Source organism: Bradyrhizobium canariense (genome assembly GCF_018130465.1).
In the GTDB taxonomy this organism is placed as follows: Bacteria; Pseudomonadota; Alphaproteobacteria; order Rhizobiales; family Xanthobacteraceae; genus Bradyrhizobium; species Bradyrhizobium canariense_C.
Genome location: NZ_JAFCKJ010000003.1, coordinates 756,348 through 774,887 on the forward strand (window position 1 = coordinate 756,348; position 18,540 = coordinate 774,887).

Genomic DNA, 18,540 nt, shown 5'->3' on the forward strand with positions numbered 1-18,540 from the left:
CTCCTCTCGCCATTTTTGTTCGCGATGGCCTCAAGCCCTCTTCCCGCCCCGTTTGGCGATGGGAGCGTTACGACGCTCGCGTTTGCCGCGCGCGATCTCGGTCGCCAGGGCGTCCAGCTTCGGCTCCCAGAAATTCCTGAACTGGCCGATCCATGCGTCCACCGCGCGAAGCCCCGCGACGTCGACCGAATAGAGCCGCCTTTGCGCCTCCGCCCGAACCGTCGCGAAGCCGCTCTCGCGCAGCACCTTGAGGTGCTGCGAGACCGCCGCCTGCGTGATCCCGAACTCGGCCCCGATCACTTCGACGACCTCACCGGACGCCATTTCCTTGGGCGCGAGCAGCTCGAGGATGCGGCGGCGCACGGGATCGGCGAGGACCTCGAAGATTTGCATCAGCTTCCTGCGCCCGGATGGGCGACGTCAGGCGGCATCTCGCCGCGATAAAAAGCGATGGTGCGGTCAGAGCGCTGCTTCGCCGTAGCCGGATCGACCCCGCTCGCGACGTGCGCCGCGCGCCAATACTCGCCGCTACTCGTCATGAATTCCTTGCCCGCGGGAGAGCTCATCCATGCCTCGGCCGTCTCATGGTCGACCGATGCCCCGGTCGCAACATATCGCTCTAACCCCGCAATGGCGAGATCCCAACCGATCCCCACTGCCCCTGGACCGAACTGATTCCAATGATCCTCGATGATCGCGGTGTGCTCAAGCGTCAAGCGCGCCTGACTTCGTTCCGCCGTCAGCTTGACATCGATCCAGCTCATCGCGCCGCCGAATTCCCACGTCGCCGCAAAATGGGTCGGCGGCGTGCACTCTGTGATGGTACCGCCTGCATTCCCCTTGAGCTGGTACTTTCCGCCGAGCCGGAGGTCTCCCTCGACTGGCAAGAACCAGCGCGGAATGCGTTGCTGGCTGGTCACTGCGTCCCAGAGATCGTCGACGCTCGTCTCGTAAAGCCGCGTCAGCGTCACCGCACTGGCCGGTTTCCCGTCCTTCTCGAAATTCTTCACCGAACGCGTAACAAGCCCCAACACTCTGGCGACGTCGATCTCCATGGCGCTCCTCCCTGTCGTTTCGTGCGAGGCTTAATATCGGTCTACACTAATATTAGTCAATCCTTATATTTAGGCGAGATGCTGCTGAGATATTTCGCCGGCGGTTTCCCAAGCGCCTTCTTGAACATGGTGATGAAGGCCGCGACGGAATCATAACCGAGATCGGCCGAGACCTGCTGCACGCTGGCGCCGGAGGTGAGTTCCCGTAATGCGACGATCAGATGCAATTGCTGGCGCCAGCGCCCGAAGCTCAGTCCTGTCTCCCTGACGACGAGACGCGCGAGGCTGCTCTCGCTGAGGGCGACGCGATCGGCCCATTCGGCCAGCGTCCTGCGGTCGGAAGGGTCTTTTGCCAGCGCTGCAGCAATCCGCTTCAAGCGCGGCTCGGGCGAGAGCGGCAGATGGAGCTGCTGGATGGGCATGCGGGGAAGCTCGCACAGGAGGACGCTCGCCAGCAGGTCCACCCTCGCCTCGTCATCCGCGATCTGATCGGACAGCTCGACGATCACTTCACGCAGCAGCGGGGAAATCGAAAGCGTGCAGCACCGATCCGGCAGGTCCACGACGTCAGGCTCGATGTAGACGAAGAACAGCCGGGCATTTTCTGTCGCAAGGTTGCAGTGCTGCATGCCCCCGGGCACCCACACCGCACAATGCGGCGGCACCATCCACAGGCCGGTGGGAACGCGACAGGTAACGGCGCCGCCCAACGCAAAGACAAGTTGCCCTTTGCGGTGCCTGTGATCGGGCACCTCCCCCTTCGTGCCGACAACGTCAACGCGCACGGCGATAACAGGCGCGGAGACGTCATCCACGTCGAGATCAGGCCATGGAAAGCGGAGGGGTTGCCGCATGCTTGCCGGGTTTTAGCAATTGATTGGCGGAATATCTAAATCGAGCGAAGGGGAAAGTCGATAGGCTGCCGTCTGAACCTGCCCGGCTGCGGACAAGCGCGCCCACGCGATCGAGAGATACGACCATGCATGCCTTCACGACCGCGACAGCAGCCGGGCTGCAACGTGTGGTCCGCACGCAAGCCGGCTCCGTGCGTGGCGGCCCGCGCGATGCGAACGACGTGCTCGCGTTCAAAGGCATCCCCTACGCAGCACCCCCGGTCGGGCCTCTGCGTTGGCGCGCACCGCAACCGCCGGCGCATTGGGACGGCGTGCGCGATGCGCGCGTGTTCGGCGCGGGGTGTCTATCCGCGCTCGAAAACGACCAGCGGCCGGGACCGCGCGACGAGGATTGCCTCTATCTCAATGTCTGGACCGCGGCGAAGCACACGGACGAGAAGCGGCCCGTGATGGTGTGGATTCACGGCGGCGGCTTTCAGTTCGGCTCCTCGGCCAACCCCGCGACCGATGGCGGCGCGTTGGCCGCCAGGGGTGTCGTCGTCGTCAGCTTCAATTATCGCCTCGGCATCTTGGGCTTTTTCGCCCATCCCGATCTCGATGGGGAGGCGCCCTCAGGCAATTGCGGCCTGCAGGATCAACTGATGGCGCTGCGCTGGGTCAAGGCCAACATCGCCGGCTTCGGCGGCGACCCCGATAACGTCACCCTGTTCGGCGAATCCGCCGGCGCCATGGCCGTCGGCCTCCTGATGGCTTCGCCGCTCGCGTACGGGCTGTTTCACAAGGCCATTGGACAGAGCGGCGCATTCTGGGATGGCAAGCACGGCCCGCTCCAGAGCTTTGAAGAAGCCCGCGCGCGTGGCCTCGCTTTCACCCGGCAACAGGGCAACGCGTCCATCGCAGCTTTGCGCAGCATGCCGGCCGACCGGCTGACTGCCGCCGCGCCGTGGAGTTTCAGGACCAGCCCTGTCGTGACGGCATTCTCGCCGAGTATCGATCATCATGTGGTGCCTGATGTGCCCGCGCGGCGCTTCCTGCGCGGCGAGCAGATGCACATTCCCTTGCTGGCGGGCTGGAATGCCGCCGAGGAATTTCCTTTCCCTTCGCAGTCACTCCCCGATCAATCAGCGCGCGCCTTTCTCGCCGCCGCCGAGGCGATGTTCGGCAACGAGCGCATGGCTGACTTCCTGCAGGTCTACCCCGCTGCGACCGACGCGGAGGCCAAGGCTTCCGCGGTCGCGCTCACGGGCGATTATGTAGTCGGCGAGCAATGCTGGCAGTGGCTGCGATTGCATCGGCGCGGGCGACGTGCGCCCGTCTACGCCTATCACTTCAGCTACACCTCGCGTTACACGCCGATCGCCTCGCACGTCACTGAAATCCCGTTCGTGTTCGGCACCCTGACGCCGCAACAGGTGCTCGGCAGCACCACGCCGCCGGCCGAAGAGGACCGCGCCCTCGCGCGGACCATGATGAGCTATTGGGTGAATTTCGCGGCGCACGGTGATCCCAACGGGTCCGGCCTGCCGCCCTGGCCCGCCTATGACGAGACAGATGTTGTGCAGATCCTCGGCACAACGATCGAAGCCCGCCCCAATCCGCAAACCGCCCGCTTCCGCTTCCTCGACAGTTTCAGGCAGGACGGCATTTTGCCGATGCGGTGGCGGAACATGCCGTAAGTGGCCTCACCCGCCTGCGATCAACTCCTTCGCCAGCGCCATGTAGGCCGGCAGCGTGACGGGGTCGTTGGCTGCGTTGCCCGCGACCGGATGCGAGGCGTAGCGCGCGATCACCATCTCGGCCTTGGGATCGACATAGATGCCCTGGCCGTGAACGCCACGCGCCATGTAGGCGCCGTGAGTATTGTGCGTGACCCACCATTGATTGCGATAGGACGCACCGGGCAGCGTGGTGTAGCCGGCCGGCTTGAATTTTTCGGGATCGCCGCCGCGCGCGATGTCCTCGACCACAGATGAAGGCACGATCTGCCGGCCGTTGAAGCGGCCGTGATTGCGCATGGTCTCGCCGAAGCGGGCGAGATCACGCAAGCAGGTCGATAGGCCGCCGCCGCCGCTCTCGGTGCCGATGCGATCGACGTGATAGTGCGCATCCTCTTCCGCGCCGATAGGGGTCCAGATGCGCTCGGAGAGGAGATCGGACAACGTCATGCCGCTCGCCCGCCTGATGATCCAGGCCAGCACGTCGGAATTGACGGTCTTGTAGGCAAAGGCCTTGCCGTGCTCGCCCTGCTTCTTCTGCCCGACGAGGAAATCGAAAATATTGGTCGCGCCGTCATAGCCCGGCTCGATCGGTGCCATGCCGTTCGCCCGCCGCAACCCCCACACCGCGGAATTCCTGTCGGTGTAAACTTCGGTGTATGCGAGCCCCGTGGTCATATCCATGGCCTCGTGCACGCGCGCATCGCCGAAGGCGCTGGCCTTCAGCTCCGGCACATACTCCGTAACAGGCGCCTGCGGATCGATCTTGCCCTCGGCGACCAGAATGCCGGCGAGCACACCCGTGAACGACTTCGTCACCGACATCGCGATATGCGGCTTGTGCGGCTTCAACGCGCCGAAATAGCGCTCATAGATCAGCTTGCCCCGATGCAGCACGACGATGCCGTCGGCATAGGTTTCCTCGAGCATCTTCGCGAACGTCATGGGCCGGCCGTCCATCGTGATGGAGGCAGAGGCGCCGATGTCATGGTCTTGGCGCGGCAGCACCGACGCGGGCCCCGCCCCGCGCCAGACGTTCACGGTCGGCACCAGCTGGCGGATGTTGCTCCACGCCCAGCGCAGCTCGGGGAAGCTGCGGAACGAGCCATTCTGGAAGGTGATGGTGCGGTCCGGTGCCGGCGGGAAGCCCTTCATCCAGCCGAGGGTTTCGGGATCGGTTTCGGTGGCGGTTGCGGGCGGCTGAGTCGGGGCGATGACGGCGGACATGAACATTGGGCTCCGGAAGCGAACGACGGAGATTTCGTATCATGGAGACGAGTGGCGAACATCCGGTGTTTGCGCCGAGGTGACCGTCGTCGTGCGCTTGGCGGCTTCGTCGTCAGGTCAGGCGGACCGACATGCCGCCATCGACCGTCATGGGGCTGCCCGTCATAAACGAAGCCCGGTCGCTCAGGAGAAAAACGGCCGCTTGCGCGATCTCCTTGGGACTGGCCATCCGTTTCATCGGGTGGAGCCCGGCGATGAAATTCAGGACGTCGGGATTCCCCTCGCCTGCCGCCGGAGTGATAGTCCCTCCAGGCAGAAGCGCGTTGACGCGAATGCCTTCGGCCGCATGCTCGGCGCCCAGGGATTGAGCCAGCCCGATCAGTCCCGCCTTTGAGGCAGCGTACGCCGCCATCCCCGGCATCCCCCCGTTGCTGAAGCCAACGAAGGACGAGGTAAAAACGATCGAGCCGCCGCCCTGCTTCCGCAGTGCCGGGATTTGCGCCTTTGCGCTGAGGAACGCCGAGGTGAGATTCACCGCAAGCACATCGGTCCAATTCTCGACTCTCATCTCGGGGACCGGCGTCATGTCGCCGACGACGCCGGCATTGTCGAAGGCACCGTCGAGCTTTCCGAAGGTCTTGACGGCGTGCTCCACAAGGCCGGCAGCATAGCCGGTGTCCCGAACGTCGCCCGCGAGAAAAGTCGCGCGCCCTCCGGCGCTCTTGATGCTTTCAACAATGGTCTGCAGCTCGGGGGCGCGACGCGCCCCGAGCACCACATCGGCGCCTTCCGACGCGAACAGCGACGCCGCGGCAGCACCGATGCCGCTGCTGGCGCCGGTTATGATGATCGTCTTATTTGCCAGTTCCACCGCGAGACTCTCCTGATGTCAAAAACAAGCGAACAAGACATCGGGCATCCGCCGGCCGCCACCCGTTTCCCGAGTCGAACGCGGGATCGGATCGCGGCGGCATTGATCGCGCAATGGCGGCCTACCGGTTTCCTGCGATCGGAAGGCCAGCCCGCCGCGAGCGGCGCTATTTCAGCGGCAGAAAAACGTCCGCGACCGTCTCGTGCTCCGGCACCTCCGGGAAGAAGCTCAGCCGCTGGCAATAGATCGGGAAGTCGCGCGCTTCCTCGCCGCTGGCCGGAAGCCAGTCGCGATAAAGGTAGAGCGCCGCGGGCTCCAGATTGTCGGTGTTGCCGACGACGCGCAGCACCGCGCAGCGCCCGCCAGGAATCGCGCCGGCCTTGATCTCGTCGCCGTTCGCCTCGATCGGCTGGCCGGTCCCGACGCAAAGGTCCACGCTATAATCGGCAGGCGACGCGGGACGCCGCTCGGAACGCCAGACATTGAAGGTCGGACTTGTCCGGGGGTGCAGGCCGGCGGCCTTGCGCCACGCGATGAAGCGCTGGATGGTGGCGGGAAGCGTCGCCGGGTCGCCCCGATGCTCCATGATCGCAACCGGGGTCGGGTGCACATCGCGTATCGTCACGTCGTCAGTGGTAAAAGTCTTCTGCATGAGCTTGCTCCTCGCGTTGTCGAGAGGCCCTAAGGCCGCAAGCCACGGCTCCCAGTCGGGAGACTTCCGGAACGACGACGGCGATTGCCCGAACCGTTGCCGAAAGGCCCGGGCGAAGGCATCGGGTGCATCGTAACCGGCATCCATCGCGATATCAGTGACATCAAGGGCGTCCATGTAGGCCAGCTGATGCGAAGCGCGCTTCATACGGGCTAGCTGGACATAGCGATGCACTGATAAGCCGAAGGTCGCCGAGAACTGCCGGTGGAAATGAAACTTCGAGAAGGCCGCAACAGCGCTCACCGTGTCCAGGTCCAGATCGCGGTCGAGATGCCGGTCGATATGATCCAGCACCCGCCGCATCCGGGCCTGATAGTTTTGCAGTGCCGCCTTCATCGTCCCTCCTCCGTGGCGGCTCCATCTAGTCGCCGACGGCCATGACACGCTCGACCGATCTTGCGGTTTGGCATGGATCCCGTCGATCCCATTTTTGAGCGTGACGGGCAAGGATTCCCGGCCGGCCGATTCAGGCGGCGCCGTCGGTCGGGCGACGGCGCGCGGGCCCACGACATCATCGCGGGTGCGGCCGTCGCCCATGACACCGACGGTCTTCGCCGGGTCGGGCGAAACGCGTTACCCCTTTCGCCCGGTGCGACGCTTTGCTTTCGCCGCGCGCTTGGTACGTCCTGGCGCCGCGGTTCGCGCCGGCCCGCGTTCCGCACGGCCGCCTGCGCCAGCGGTCAATTCGGGACGCAATCTGGCGAGCTTGGCGCGGTCCGGCAGCATGTCCGCGAAACCGTCGAGCACACGCGGCGCAATCGCACCGTCGCCCGCGACAGCCATCGCCGCGCGCGCGCCTGCCGGCGCCGCGGTCTGGCTGAGCGCCTGCAACCGCCGGCACGCTTCGCCGAGGTGATAGGCCTCGCCGCCGAGTGCCACCCAGGTGCCGACCTCGGGATGCAGCACGAGATTGGCCGAATGGTTGTCGCCAGCGCTGGTCGGATAGTCGACGAACACGTCGATGCCCGACTGCACGCCCACCATCACGCCCTGCGCCGACCACGACACCGCGACGTCGACGCGGTATCGGCCTGGTCGCTCGAAGGCAAAGCCCGCCGTGCTCCAGAACACTTTCGCCGAAGCCTCGACGCTCTTGCCAGCCTCGAGCTCGCTCAGCTTCGCGTGCTCGCACAGGATGACAAACGGCCTGACCGGACGCTCGCGGCCCTCCGCATCCGTAACGGTGATCGAAGCGAACAAGGCCTCGGTGCTGACGTCGTTCGGCGCGCGCAGCGACACGCCGCTGGTATTCGTCATCGTCCACGACAGATCCAGCGGCTGGCCGAGCGCGACGCGGTCCGTTGTGGCCGTCACCGTCAGCGCCAGCTCGGAAGGTTCGAAGTCGTGCCGGTCGGCGGCCTGCGGCGCACCGGTCGGGAACCAGCTTGCGAACGGCCATCCGCCCGGACGGATGACCGGATCCGGCATGTGGTTGAGGTGATGACGAACGTTGGTGTTGTGCGCGAGCTTGATCTGATCCGGGAACACGCCGGGTTCACCGGTCGCGGGACCGCCGAGCACGTCCGCCACGCTCGGCGTCGTGGTCATGATCGAGTTGTCGGCCGCCGTTTCCTGCTCCTGGTGAATCTGGTTCAGGGTGTGCGTCAGCTCGTGGGTCGCGCTGCGCAGGAACGCACGCGGCACGTCGCGCTGCTTCCTGTTCGCGGCCAGACCGAAGTTCGAGGAGTCCGAGGTGGGATAGCCGTCATCGGAGAAGCTGGCGCAGCCTTCGCGGGGAACGCCGATCTGGTCGTACATGATGCCGCGCGAGCATCCGAGCTTGGCGGGCACCACGATCATGTGCACGCGCCATTCGGTGTCGAGATTGGTCGCCGGATTGCGCACATTGGTCATCAGCGCGTGCAAATCCGCCGAGCTCCAGCAGTTGGTCGCCACCACGCCTGATGGCACCGGGATGTTGAGCTGGTCCTGAACCACCGTCAGCTGCCAGCCTGTCTTCGCAAAGACCGTGTCGAAGAACTCCGTGCCACCCGCGCCGTCGGGGACCGGCGCAGGCCGCACAGCTCCGACCAGCGTGTCGATTTCCAGCGTGCAGCGCCGGAAGAACTTCGACACCCAGGCGAGCGTGATGCTGCCCTTGTCCACCCCGCCCTCGAACAGCCGGCCCTCGTAGAACGGCCCGCCGGTCAGGGAGAACGGAAACGGCGCCGCCACCTTTGAAAGCTTCATCGTCACGGTGCGCGACGGCGACGCCGGGAACGTGCCCTTGAATTGGCCGGCCGGCGGCTGCGTGTAATTGAACTGCTCGGCTGTGATCGTGAGCTCGCACTTCCTGGGGAACGGCACCGCCACCGGCGCCGACACACTGGTCACCCTGAGATAGGAATGATAGCGCGCGCGGGGGAAGATGGGGATCCTCGGCCTGCGGATCGGGAACGGAATAGCCGGCTCATCGACCGCGCTGAGCGAACCGGCGAGGCTCGTCAGGCCTGCGTCCGCTGCCGCTTCGTCTCCGTCCTTGTTGCCCACGGGCGGCAACGGATGGGGGATCGGACCAATCACCGGCCGCTTCGAGTAGAGATCGCCGCTGACGATCAAATGGTCCGCGCCGCCGTCGGGCGCCGAGCGATCGACGCGCAGCGTGCCTTCGAACGACACGAGGCTGGCCGTCGGCCTGAAGTTGATCTGGTAGCAGCCTTCGCGAAAGTCGAGCTTGCACAGCCTGAACGGCGGAAAGGGCTTCAGGTCGGTTGCGGCCGGCTCGTCGCCGGACTCGTCGTCACCGATGCTGATCTGGCGCGACAGCGGCACGAGCGGCTTCATGGCCGGCTCGACCGATGCGCCGGTCATCTTCGCAAGGCTTCCACTGGATTCATGCTCTGAGCAATTGCACATGTCGTCTTCTCCCTCGTTGAAATGGTGAGGCGATCGACGTCAGCATCGGGCTCGTTCGCGGGTACACCCGCGTTATCTCAGTCAGCTGTGGCGTGCGCAGTCCTACGCGCGCCGATAGGTCACGACACAGCCCTCGGAATCCGTAAACTCAAATCGGTCGGCCTGCAGTGAAATGCGATACGTCACAAGTTCATCAGTCGCCGTCCCGACGACGAGTGTGTTGGGGTCTTCGAGACGGTAGATTCCCGCGTCCCACCACACCATGCCCTGCCCTTCGCCGCGCATGCCGCGGTAGGTGCCGGTCGAGAATGTGAGAGTGGCGGGATATTTGTCCGCACATGCAGAAGCCGTGGTTTTTGTCCACGTACCAACCATGCTCTGTTCGTGTTTGTCAGCCATAGTGTCTCCATAGCTCGCATCGGCCGGGTGGCCGATCGAACGCTATTTCAACATGCCGTTCTGGCGTGCGCAGCTCATTTCAAGCTGAAGTGGTGGCGGGTAAGTCGATCAAGTCAGATCACCGCCTACAATCACAACAGGTACTTTATCGCAGCATTGATGAGAGCGTGCGTGTGAAGCGCTTCACACCGAAGGTGCGACAATTGAGCACCGGCGCGAAAGCGCGCCATGGCGTACCGGTGTCGCAGGCGTTCAGTCCGCTTCCTGGCTTCCATCAAGGCGTTGAGCGGCTCGATAGCGACCAGGCGACAAGCCGTGATGTCGATGAAACAGTTTTGAAAACGCTGCCGCTGTCTCGTAACCGACCCGGCTCGCAATCCGTGCGATGGGCTCGTCGCTGGTTTCGAGCAGGAACGCCGCTTCCGCCATCCGGCGTTCGATCGCATAACGGTGCATGGACTGGCCGACGAGCCTGGTGAAGCGGGCCGAAAATGCCGAGCGGCCGAGCCCCACGCGATGGCCGAGCTCGCTCAGAGTCCAGGGCCGCTCCGGGCTTTCGTGGATCAACTTGAGCGCCGGTCCAATATGCGGGTCCGATATGGCCCCAAGCCAGCCGCCTTGTCCGGGACCGAGAGACGCGATCCAGCATCGGAGCACCTCGACAAAGAGCACTTCCGTCAGCCGCGAGAGCGCGACGCTTTGGCCGGGCCGCTGACGCGCGGACTCGCTCACCATGCGCCGCAGGATTGCTTCGAGCCAGCCGCCGTCCGCATTCGGCTTCAGCAGAAGCACGTGCGGAAGTATGTCCAGCACGCCGCCGTACAAAGGCCGCGACATGGTGAAATTGCCGCAGATCATCGTCGTGTGCGGCTTTGCACGGCCGCCGTGACGAACGACGCCAAGGCGTGACGATGATCGATCCAGGTCCACAATCTGCAAAGGCTTGGCGGCGCGATCCGAATAAAGCACATGAGGCTCGCCGCGCGTGATGACGACAAAATCGCCCTCGGTCACCTGGAGTTCTTGTCCCTGTTCGAGCACCAGGGTCGCCGAGCCCCGGCTGAGATAGTGAAACAGGGCATAGGGGCGCTTAGGCAGCGACAGATTCCAGGGATGGCCGAGCTCGAAGTGGAAAAGCAGCGTCCCGCCGAGACGAACGCGATCGAGCACCTGGGCGAGAATGTCCATGCCGTCGAAGTTAGTCGGGTGGACGGTCGGACACAACATCCGGACGATTGATCCCTATCGTCCTGAAAGCCCGCGCACTAGGTCATGTCGCGGCGGGCCGACGTCACGTGCGGCAACCATGTCGCCGACGGCGTATGGAAAAAACCGCAACCTTGCTGGAAACGCCCGTCCATTCCCCCGGACCTTATTCCGTCCGACATTCCAACAGGATCAGTCCATGCGAAATCTCTTCCTCTCAGCCGCCACCGCACTCCTGGCCGGATCGACATTGGTCGGCTCCGCCCATTCCGCCGAACCGCTCAAGGGCGCGGCCCACAACATCGTGCTCGTGCACGGCGCTTTCGTGGACCAGACGAGCTGGCAGCCCGTGGCCGATATCCCTGCGAAGAAGGGCTACCGCGTCACGCTCGTGGAAAATCCGCTGACATCGCTCGCCGCTGATGTCGATGCCACCAGGCAGGCGCTCGCGAAGCAGGACGGCAGGACCGTGCTCGTCGGCCATTCATGGGGCGGTGTGGTGATCACGCAAGCCGGCAACGATCCCAAGGTTTCAGCGCTGGTCTATGTCTCCGCCTTCGCGCCCGAGGTCGGTGAATCCCTGGCGTCGCTCGCCAAGGCCGGTCCGCCGACCGAAGGCGGCAGTGCGATCCATCCCGACGCGAAAGGCAATCTGTACATCGACCCCAAGGTGTTTCCGTCGGCCGTCGCGGCCGACCTTCCTCCGGAGATCGCCGCGCACCTGGCCAACTCGCAGCTTCCGTTGAACCACGTTGCGTTCGAAGCGCCCGTCGACATCGCAGCCTGGCACGACAAGCCGAATTTCTATGTCATCAGCACGAAGGACAAAGTGCTCGCGCCCGAGGCCCAGAAATCGTTCGCAGCCAGGATCAAGGCCCAGACGACGGAGGTCGCCGGCAGCCATGCCTCGCTCGTCGTGCACGCGAAGGAAGTCGCTGAAGTGATCGAGAAGGCAACGCTCGCGAAGTGACGAACATGCTCCCGGCGCTTCGGTGTCGGGAGCAGCCCACGCCGGGTCAGAGAATTATCGAACCCTCGGACTGCGAACGGCACAACCCGGCCCAGACCGCAAAACCTGCAGGACACTGAAGATGCAAAAGATGTTTGTCGCAGCCGCCCTCGTCTCGGCACTCACGGCAGGCGCTGCAGCCGCCGCACCGGCCGCTTATGAAGATCCGCTGGACGCTCGGACTTTGAGCACGATCAGGTCGAGATTCAGCGAACTCATGGAGTTGGCCAATCGGCACGATCTCAAGGCATTACATGGACTGTTCTGGCAATCGCCGTCGGTCTTGTTGGTCGCCAAGAGTGCTGTTGCGTCCGAAGGCAACTGGGCTGGATTTTGGGGCAACGACGCGGTCGATCGGAAGCTGCACGATATCGCAGCATCGGGGCCGGTTGTCCTCACGCCCGACCTGTCGCGGCTCAAGGTCGTCGGACTGACACCTGATGTGGCCGAATCCTTCGCCCCCATGAACATTACGGTGTCCTATGCGGGACAGGACGGGACGCCAAAACCGTTCCTGATGATCATCGAATGGATCAAGGTCGCGGACGATTGGAAGGTTGCGTCCGAGATCATCCTGCCGGTGCCGCCTGCACCGGCCACGAAGCATGGCGAATGAGTCCCGCGTGCCGTTCTATTCGGGTGACGACGTTGCCGCAAAGGCCGAGATTCGCAAGCTCATCGAAGACACCGGCGCGCTGGCTGCGCACAACTTCGTCAAGATCTAGCAGGCGCCGGAACGAACGAGGGGAGCCCGCATGTCGCGGGCTCCCCTCTCGCACATTCCGACGTGATCCGGCTGCTACAGGCCCGCAGGTTCGAGCGTCGATGGTGATCCCTCATAGGTGGCGCGGATCAGTTCGAGGTTGCCACCCATCTCAGCCCCACTTCATCTCGCCGGTGGCGACCTTGGCGCCGATGTCGAGCGCGACGCCCATGCCGAGGTCGGGGAAGCGCGCCTCCATCGCCGCCTTGAGCGTCGCGGAATCCTTGGCCCTGGCCAGTTCATCATCGAATGCCTTGAGGTAAGCGATCGTGTGCTCGACACCGGACAGATCGGTCTTTGCATCCACCGACATATGGCCGGGCACGACGATCGCCGGCTTGCGCGCCGCGATCTTTTCGAGATTGGCGATCCAGGCGGCGCGTTGCTCCCTGGTCGGCGTGTCGGCGGTCCAGACATGGACGCCCGAGAAGATCAGCACGCCGCCGAACACTGCGTTGAGCGAGGGAACGAACAGATAGCGTCGGTTGGCCAGGCCGTCTGCGCTGACGATCTCGATGGTCTCGCCATCCACGCTGAGCGTCTTGCCGTCGAACGCTTCGGGGATGACGACATCGGCCAACACCTGCGGGCCGTTCGCCTTGAGTTGCGGCCCCCAGACGGCAAGCTTCTTTTCGACGCTGGCGTTAATGGCCGCCAATGTCGCGGGCGCCGCGATCACACGGGCCTCCGGGAAGGCTGACTTGATGGCGCCGAGGCTGAAGTAATAATCCGGGTCCGACTGGGTGATGTAGATGGTGGTGAGCTTCTTGCCGGTTGCCTTGATTGCGTCTGCGATAGCCTTGCCATCAGGCAGCGTGAAGCCGCCATCGATCAGCACGGCTTCGCTCGGACCGGAAACCAGAACGGGAGCCCGGAAGAAGCCGTTCTGTCCGGCTGGAAAATGCTTCCAGGCCAGCCCGCCGGCGGCATGACCAAGGCCTACGGGTGCGAAGACTGCGGCGGCGCCCGCAGCGAGAGTGGTTTTCATGATGGTTCTCCTGGTCGGCATGTTCGTCTCCTGGTGCTGGTCTGCAGTCGCGAAATTCAGGCTGGATGGTCCCGGGTTGATCACTGCGCTCAGGCCGCCTTCAGTCCCTCGACCAGGACCTCCAGGCTGCCGAACAGGGCGCTCGCCTGCACGAGGCGGCGATCATGGCCCGTCCCTACGATCAGGGCCGGGACGCCGTTGGCGCCGAACCGGCGCATCTCGGCACGCGCGGCCTCGAGGCGCGCGCGGTAGGCGACGATCAATGCGATGTCCGGCGTTGCCAGGCGCGCGGCAACCTCCGCCAAATTCATCGCGCGCAGCACATCCGACAGAACGGACATGTCCGTGCTGTCGCGGCCCTCGACATAGCGGACGACCTGGAACGCCTTCAGCGCCGCGAACTCCCGATCAGACGCCGTGAGCGCAACAGCCGTGAGCGCCAGTGTTGCCGGGCCGGAATCGAACAGGCGCGTGCGGTCGCCCAGCACATCGCGGCGATAGGCTTCGCTGAAGGGCTGGCCGCTCAAACGTGAAATCCGCTGGTCATTGCTCCAGGCATAAGCCGCAAAGCCGTCGTCCATCGGACGGGCGCCCTCGCCGGCGAACAGGCCCGTCGGCGCAAGTGCGACAGCGAAATCCGGTCGGGCGACGAGCTGTTCGAGCAGCGTGGAGGCGCCGTAGCACCAGCCGCAGAGCGGATCGAACAGGTAGGTGATGTGAATGGGCGCGGACATGGCGATCTCCTTGAACCGCAATGTCGCACGCGCCGATTGATCGATAAATATCAACAAAACATACATAATGTATGTTATTTATTGACAATAGATTTGAGCGGACAGAGCCAATGAACCTGAACCGACTGGCCTATTTCGCAGCCGTCGTGGACACCGGATCCTTCACGCGTGCAGCCGAGCGGCTCGGCATCACCAAAGCCGTGGTGAGCCAGCAAGTGGCGCAGCTGGAGCGCGATCTCGGCACCAGCCTTCTCGTGCGCACGACGCGCCGGGTCCATCCGACCGAGGCGGGCCGCACGTTTCATGCACGCTGCGTCATGATCCTGCGCGAAGCGGAGGATGCCTTCGACGAACTCGCCCAGGCAGCCGCTCAGCCGACCGGCACATTGCGGATCACGGCGCCCAACGACTACGGCACGGCCGTCGTCGTCGCCGTCGTCACCGCCTACGCAGCGCGCTATCCCAACTGCCGGGTGGAGTTGACGCTCAGGGATGAGACGGTCGATCTCGCCTCAGGCCAGATCGACATGGCGATCCGCGTCGGCTGGCTGGTCGATTCCAGCCTGCAGGCGCGCAAGATCGGATCGTTCCGGCAAATTCTGGTCGGCGCCCCCGCATTCACGGATCGGATCGCCGCCGCGCGCGATCCCGACGACCTCGTGACGCTGCCGTTCATCGCCAACATGGCGCTGCGCGAGCCGCTGCTGTGGCAGTTCTCGCGCGGCGATCTCGATCGACGCGCCGTGCGCCTGCAGGCCAGCATCGCCATCGACACGACGCCGGGGGTGCTCGCGGCGGTGCTCGCCGGCGGCGGCCTTTCGGTGCTGCCGGATTTCCTGGTGGCAGACGATCTGGCGGCGGGGCGCCTCATTCACATCCTCCCGCAATGGCAACTGCCATCCGGCGGCATCCACACGGTCTATCCCGCGGCCCGCTTCCGTCCGCCCAAGGTGACCGCGTTCGTGGAGATGCTGATCGCGGCCCAGCGACGGGCGAGTTCGGTCGGGGCGGATTAGCCGGGGAGCGAACCGGCGGTCGCCCCGTCCGCTGGATCGCTTGCTGTTCTCAAACGGGTTGAGTCGGCCGTCTCTGTAATTCGAAACAATCAATCCAATGACATCGATAATTGCGTATCGACATCATCCGCGCTCGAGACTCCATAGAGCGAGCGAATACCTTGGATGAATTCTTCCTGGCCGCCATAACTGGGATGACGAACTTGCGCTGCCGTAATCCCCATATCCGCTAGAGCAAGCGCAGCGTCGCGACCGATCGCCACAATAAGCTTCGGTCGGAGATTCGCGATCAACCAAATCAACAATGGGCGGCAAGCTTCGCGTTCAGCCCGAGTGTGACATCGGTTGGATAAAGGATCATTCGGCTCGTGCGGATGCAGTGGAAAAACATTCCACAAGAAAACCGGTTGACTGACCTCTTTAAGAGTCTGCCACACGACTCTTGCTGTTCTTTCTGCGACAACTGGCCCCAGCGTCGCCCGCTTTAGCGGAAGGTTCCCGTAAAGATGAGCGTGGTCGACCAAATGAGCCTCGTCCGTCAAGGCAAGACCCGTCCGCCGTCCGCCGCGATATCCCAAGTCTCGCGCGATCCACAAGGAGTTCACCGGGACATTCAGGGCGGCGTCGATGACCAATTGGAGGTTTGCCCTGCGAATACGCGGCGCATCGCTCCGATCAAACTCCTCACAGCCATCAGAGTACGGATTGAACGTGTCCTTAAACTGCAACTTGGCAAGCTTTCGCACGAAATTCGACGAACTCATCTCGCCAACCCCTCGATGATCAACGAGCGCCTGTTTAAATCGACCTTCAAAGTACCACGTCGATTCTCGCGAAGGAATCTAAAAGCCAGATTGCCCTGCAAGATTGCCTCTTCCCACAACCAAAGCGGCGATTTGTCTACCTCATAGCCACGAACGAATTGCCTAACGTTCTTCAAGAAAGTAAAACTTAAATCTCCCGGCTTTTGCCCTTTGAAGAAGTCAAATTCTTTGGCGACACCGAAGATGTAGGTGGCAACGCCTTCCTCAATGAGAGTTGCCCGAGCTCCGTCCTGCCCTTCATCCACTCGAGAGTCGCTCTTTCGCTTCCGTCGCATGAGCGCACGGGTAACCGGCGACCAACCCAACACGGCCGCATAAGCGTAATGGAACGCATCATGAAAGCGATAATCGTCCGGCGACATGATGTTGTCGGTTAACCTATCGCCGATGAAGATATCGTTGCACCGCTGAAGGACGTAATGCTTACCGTTCTTCGCCTCCCTTTCATAAATATCGATCGAAAGAATTCTCGGAAGTTGCTCCTCCTCAGGGAAACCGTCATCAAACAGTGCTGGAAATTTTCTTTCCTTTGGCCAACGATCGGCGGATTTATCAAGGCTCATCAGCGCGGCCTTCTCTAAGGTCACACCAGCTTCATTCGAAGCCACAATCAGGAGTTCGCAGATCGCTTGAAGTTGAGCTGTGATCGCGTGCTTGTCTGCGTCGTACGAGCCGCCTTCAATTATGCCCGCAAACGATCCCGCAGCCGCGGCAAGCCGAAGAAGCGTTCTTTCGAACTGCATCACGGGAGTGTTCAACTGAAACACTTGCTGAGGCTGTAGGGCCGAGAACGTGATCTCGTTGCAGGATGAGGCCGCGTGAGCCGCAAACAGCAACGAAAGCGGGATATCGGCGATCCGAGCAATTGTAGCGAGATACCATAGTGTGTCCCCGAACTCTTCTACGACGACACTTTCATAGTTGACATACGCGGAACTATCGCGCTGCTTCTTCTTAACCTCACTTAACAAGCTACCGATTTCGCCAACGAGGCCAAGCGACGGTAAAGTCAAATCCTGTCGCGGAAGCCTATCGGTCTCCGCAGTACGAAGTTGATATTCGTTCAATCCCAACGTCGCAAAACTCTGCATCCCTTGCTCCAGCGGCCGAACCTATTTGTGATTGCGGATTGTGAGCCACTCATAGGGGGCCCCCCGGTACCCCATATCGCCAAGCGATCGAATCCAACTCTCAAATTGTCCGATGAGCTGGGCATCGTCAAAGCGAGATTGCCCTACACCTCTGTGAACGACATGTCTTCCACGCTGATCCTTCAGATCGGCTGGCACGATTGGACCGACGCCTCCAAAATAGATGAAATCGTTGCTAACCAGAATCTGATTGACGCTCGTATCGCGCCCTACGTGCTTCGGGTTTGCAGTGCCGTCCGGCAAGCTATGAAATGAATCTCTCTGAGACCAAGGGCCCGGCACCTTGCTTCGAAAATAGATGTTATCTCCGCAGCTTTGCTTACGACTACCGGTGCGATACGGCTTCTTCTTAATAAAGCGCGGATCGGCATCGTACGCATCGAACGACAATGTCTCCGACACCCGCATAGCGTAAACTAGGTGCCCTGCTCTCCCGATACTCCTGTCGCCGCTGCCACCCCCAACTATCCAGTCGCCCAGTTTTGCATGACGGCGGATTTTGGGTTTGCAAGTCGCCAGTGTACAAAATTCGTAGAATGGGTTTGGCGCGAAACCGCTGTCATATCGAACAACATAGGAATAGATCGACATCGACGGCCTCAGCAAGGATGGCGCTTCAGAGAAACCGATGCCGACGGACTGCCATCCGGCTTTTCCCAACCGTCCTTACCTGAAACGATTGCATCCACGATCGAGCTGCCGTTCCAGCCGACCATGGCATCCCCATACTCACTTAATGCTTTGGGCAACTCGCAATCTTGAGCGCCTTGTTCCCAAACACCGACAATTCGCTTACCGAGCTGCGCCGCATATTCGATCTCCCAGTTGACCCACTCGCTGTCCTTGGTCTGCGGAGATACGTAAACTACGAGCGTGCCAGCCCATTGAATTTGCGGAGCAAGGATTTGGCTCTTGATGTAATCCGGGCTCTTGGCATTATTTGGATTACTCGAATTTATCGACGAATCACGAATATCCATCCCATTCTTCGCCAGCAAATCCTTCAGCTTCCCAAGACCGGCATCGTCTTCGTGGATATGACTGATGAAAACATTCTTTGTGAGATTTCCCATGGCGAGAATCGCCTCCTGAAATGTCATTTTGCATTCGAAATTTCTCGAAACTCGTACAATTTTTGCATTATACAATAATAAGTTGCA

19 protein-coding genes are annotated in these 18,540 nt (G+C 62.4%); 4 read left to right on the plus strand and 15 right to left on the minus strand.

Features of this window, described 5'->3' with window-relative positions; translation table 11 throughout:
* Nucleotides 1-30 precede the first annotated feature (30 nt).
* The 3 genes from JQ591_RS12470 to JQ591_RS12480 are packed head-to-tail and all read right to left on the minus strand — an operon-like array spanning nucleotide 31 to nucleotide 1,909.
* A complete protein-coding gene (locus tag JQ591_RS12470) occupies nucleotides 31-393 on the minus strand; it encodes an ArsR/SmtB family transcription factor (RefSeq protein ID WP_211396267.1) in 363 nt (120 codons plus the stop codon).
* Entirely contained in the window at nucleotides 393-1,055 is a 663-nt protein-coding gene (locus JQ591_RS12475; RefSeq protein WP_211396268.1) for an SRPBCC family protein, read from the minus strand. The genes JQ591_RS12470 and JQ591_RS12475 overlap by 1 nt, the downstream gene beginning before the upstream one ends.
* 56 nt (nucleotides 1,056-1,111) lie before the next feature.
* The gene (locus JQ591_RS12480) at nucleotides 1,112-1,909 is read right to left on the minus strand and encodes an AraC family transcriptional regulator (protein ID WP_211396269.1); all 798 of its coding nucleotides are present in this window, start codon (nucleotides 1,907-1,909) and stop codon (nucleotides 1,112-1,114) included.
* Between the two features lie 125 nt (nucleotides 1,910-2,034).
* Here JQ591_RS12480 and JQ591_RS12485 point away from each other — a divergent pair, with 125 nt between their 5' ends.
* Nucleotides 2,035-3,585 carry a carboxylesterase/lipase family protein gene (locus JQ591_RS12485; protein ID WP_211396270.1) on the plus strand — a complete coding sequence of 517 codons (1,551 nt, stop codon included), beginning with the start codon at nucleotides 2,035-2,037 and terminating at the stop codon, nucleotides 3,583-3,585.
* 6 nt (nucleotides 3,586-3,591) lie between these two features.
* On the opposite strand, the gene JQ591_RS12490 is transcribed toward JQ591_RS12485, so the two are convergent.
* From JQ591_RS12490 to JQ591_RS12515, 6 genes are all read right to left on the minus strand, one after another.
* Nucleotides 3,592-4,851, minus strand: a complete 1,260-nt coding sequence (locus JQ591_RS12490; RefSeq protein WP_211396271.1) for a serine hydrolase domain-containing protein — start codon at nucleotides 4,849-4,851, stop codon at nucleotides 3,592-3,594.
* A gap of 112 nt (nucleotides 4,852-4,963) precedes the next feature.
* A complete protein-coding gene (locus JQ591_RS12495) occupies nucleotides 4,964-5,722 on the minus strand; it encodes an SDR family oxidoreductase (protein WP_211396272.1) in 759 nt (252 codons plus the stop codon).
* Nucleotides 5,723-5,888: 166 nt separating this feature from the next.
* Nucleotides 5,889-6,770, minus strand: a complete 882-nt coding sequence (locus JQ591_RS12500; RefSeq protein ID WP_211396273.1) for an AraC family transcriptional regulator — start codon at nucleotides 6,768-6,770, stop codon at nucleotides 5,889-5,891.
* A 237-nt stretch (nucleotides 6,771-7,007) separates the two neighbouring features.
* A complete protein-coding gene (locus JQ591_RS12505) occupies nucleotides 7,008-9,245 on the minus strand; it encodes a hypothetical protein (protein WP_249136778.1) in 2,238 nt (745 codons plus the stop codon).
* Nucleotides 9,246-9,392: 147 nt separating this feature from the next.
* Nucleotides 9,393-9,689: a hypothetical protein gene (locus JQ591_RS12510; RefSeq protein WP_211396275.1), complete on the minus strand. Its 297-nt coding sequence runs from the start codon at nucleotides 9,687-9,689 to the stop codon at nucleotides 9,393-9,395.
* Between the two features lie 252 nt (nucleotides 9,690-9,941).
* Complete coding sequence (locus tag JQ591_RS12515; RefSeq protein ID WP_211396276.1) at nucleotides 9,942-10,877, minus strand: AraC family transcriptional regulator; 936 nt, start codon at nucleotides 10,875-10,877, stop codon at nucleotides 9,942-9,944.
* A gap of 217 nt (nucleotides 10,878-11,094) precedes the next feature.
* Between JQ591_RS12515 and JQ591_RS12520 the strand changes: the two genes are divergently transcribed.
* Complete coding sequence (locus JQ591_RS12520) at nucleotides 11,095-11,865, plus strand: alpha/beta fold hydrolase (RefSeq protein WP_211396277.1); 771 nt, start codon at nucleotides 11,095-11,097, stop codon at nucleotides 11,863-11,865.
* Nucleotides 11,866-11,986: 121 nt separating this feature from the next.
* Nucleotides 11,987-12,520: a hypothetical protein gene (locus JQ591_RS12525; protein ID WP_211396452.1), complete on the plus strand. Its 534-nt coding sequence runs from the start codon at nucleotides 11,987-11,989 to the stop codon at nucleotides 12,518-12,520.
* Nucleotides 12,521-12,779: 259 nt separating this feature from the next.
* On the opposite strand, the gene JQ591_RS12530 is transcribed toward JQ591_RS12525, so the two are convergent.
* Entirely contained in the window at nucleotides 12,780-13,676 is an 897-nt protein-coding gene (locus JQ591_RS12530; protein WP_211396278.1) for an MBL fold metallo-hydrolase, read from the minus strand.
* A 68-nt stretch (nucleotides 13,677-13,744) separates the two neighbouring features.
* Complete coding sequence (locus JQ591_RS12535) at nucleotides 13,745-14,389, minus strand: DsbA family protein (RefSeq protein ID WP_211396279.1); 645 nt, start codon at nucleotides 14,387-14,389, stop codon at nucleotides 13,745-13,747.
* 110 nt (nucleotides 14,390-14,499) lie between these two features.
* Between JQ591_RS12535 and JQ591_RS12540 the strand changes: the two genes are divergently transcribed.
* Complete coding sequence (locus JQ591_RS12540; protein WP_211396280.1) at nucleotides 14,500-15,405, plus strand: LysR family transcriptional regulator; 906 nt, start codon at nucleotides 14,500-14,502, stop codon at nucleotides 15,403-15,405.
* A gap of 89 nt (nucleotides 15,406-15,494) precedes the next feature.
* Here JQ591_RS12540 and JQ591_RS12545 read toward each other — a convergent pair whose 3' ends face one another.
* Genes JQ591_RS12545 through JQ591_RS12560 form a run of 4 tightly spaced genes read right to left on the minus strand, consistent with a single transcriptional unit; the run spans nucleotide 15,495 to nucleotide 18,480 of the window.
* Nucleotides 15,495-16,169 (minus strand): uracil-DNA glycosylase, encoded by a 675-nt coding sequence (locus tag JQ591_RS12545; protein ID WP_211396281.1) that lies wholly within the window; start codon nucleotides 16,167-16,169, stop codon nucleotides 15,495-15,497.
* Nucleotides 16,166-17,320: a nucleoside triphosphate pyrophosphohydrolase family protein gene (locus JQ591_RS12550; RefSeq protein ID WP_211396282.1), complete on the minus strand. Its 1,155-nt coding sequence runs from the start codon at nucleotides 17,318-17,320 to the stop codon at nucleotides 16,166-16,168. The genes JQ591_RS12545 and JQ591_RS12550 overlap by 4 nt, the downstream gene beginning before the upstream one ends.
* Before the next feature lie 21 nt (nucleotides 17,321-17,341).
* Nucleotides 17,342-17,971, minus strand: a complete 630-nt coding sequence (locus JQ591_RS12555) for a hypothetical protein (RefSeq protein WP_211396283.1) — start codon at nucleotides 17,969-17,971, stop codon at nucleotides 17,342-17,344.
* 8 nt (nucleotides 17,972-17,979) lie between these two features.
* Nucleotides 17,980-18,480: a TIR domain-containing protein gene (locus tag JQ591_RS12560; RefSeq protein ID WP_249136780.1), complete on the minus strand. Its 501-nt coding sequence runs from the start codon at nucleotides 18,478-18,480 to the stop codon at nucleotides 17,980-17,982.
* Nucleotides 18,481-18,540 lie beyond the last annotated feature (60 nt).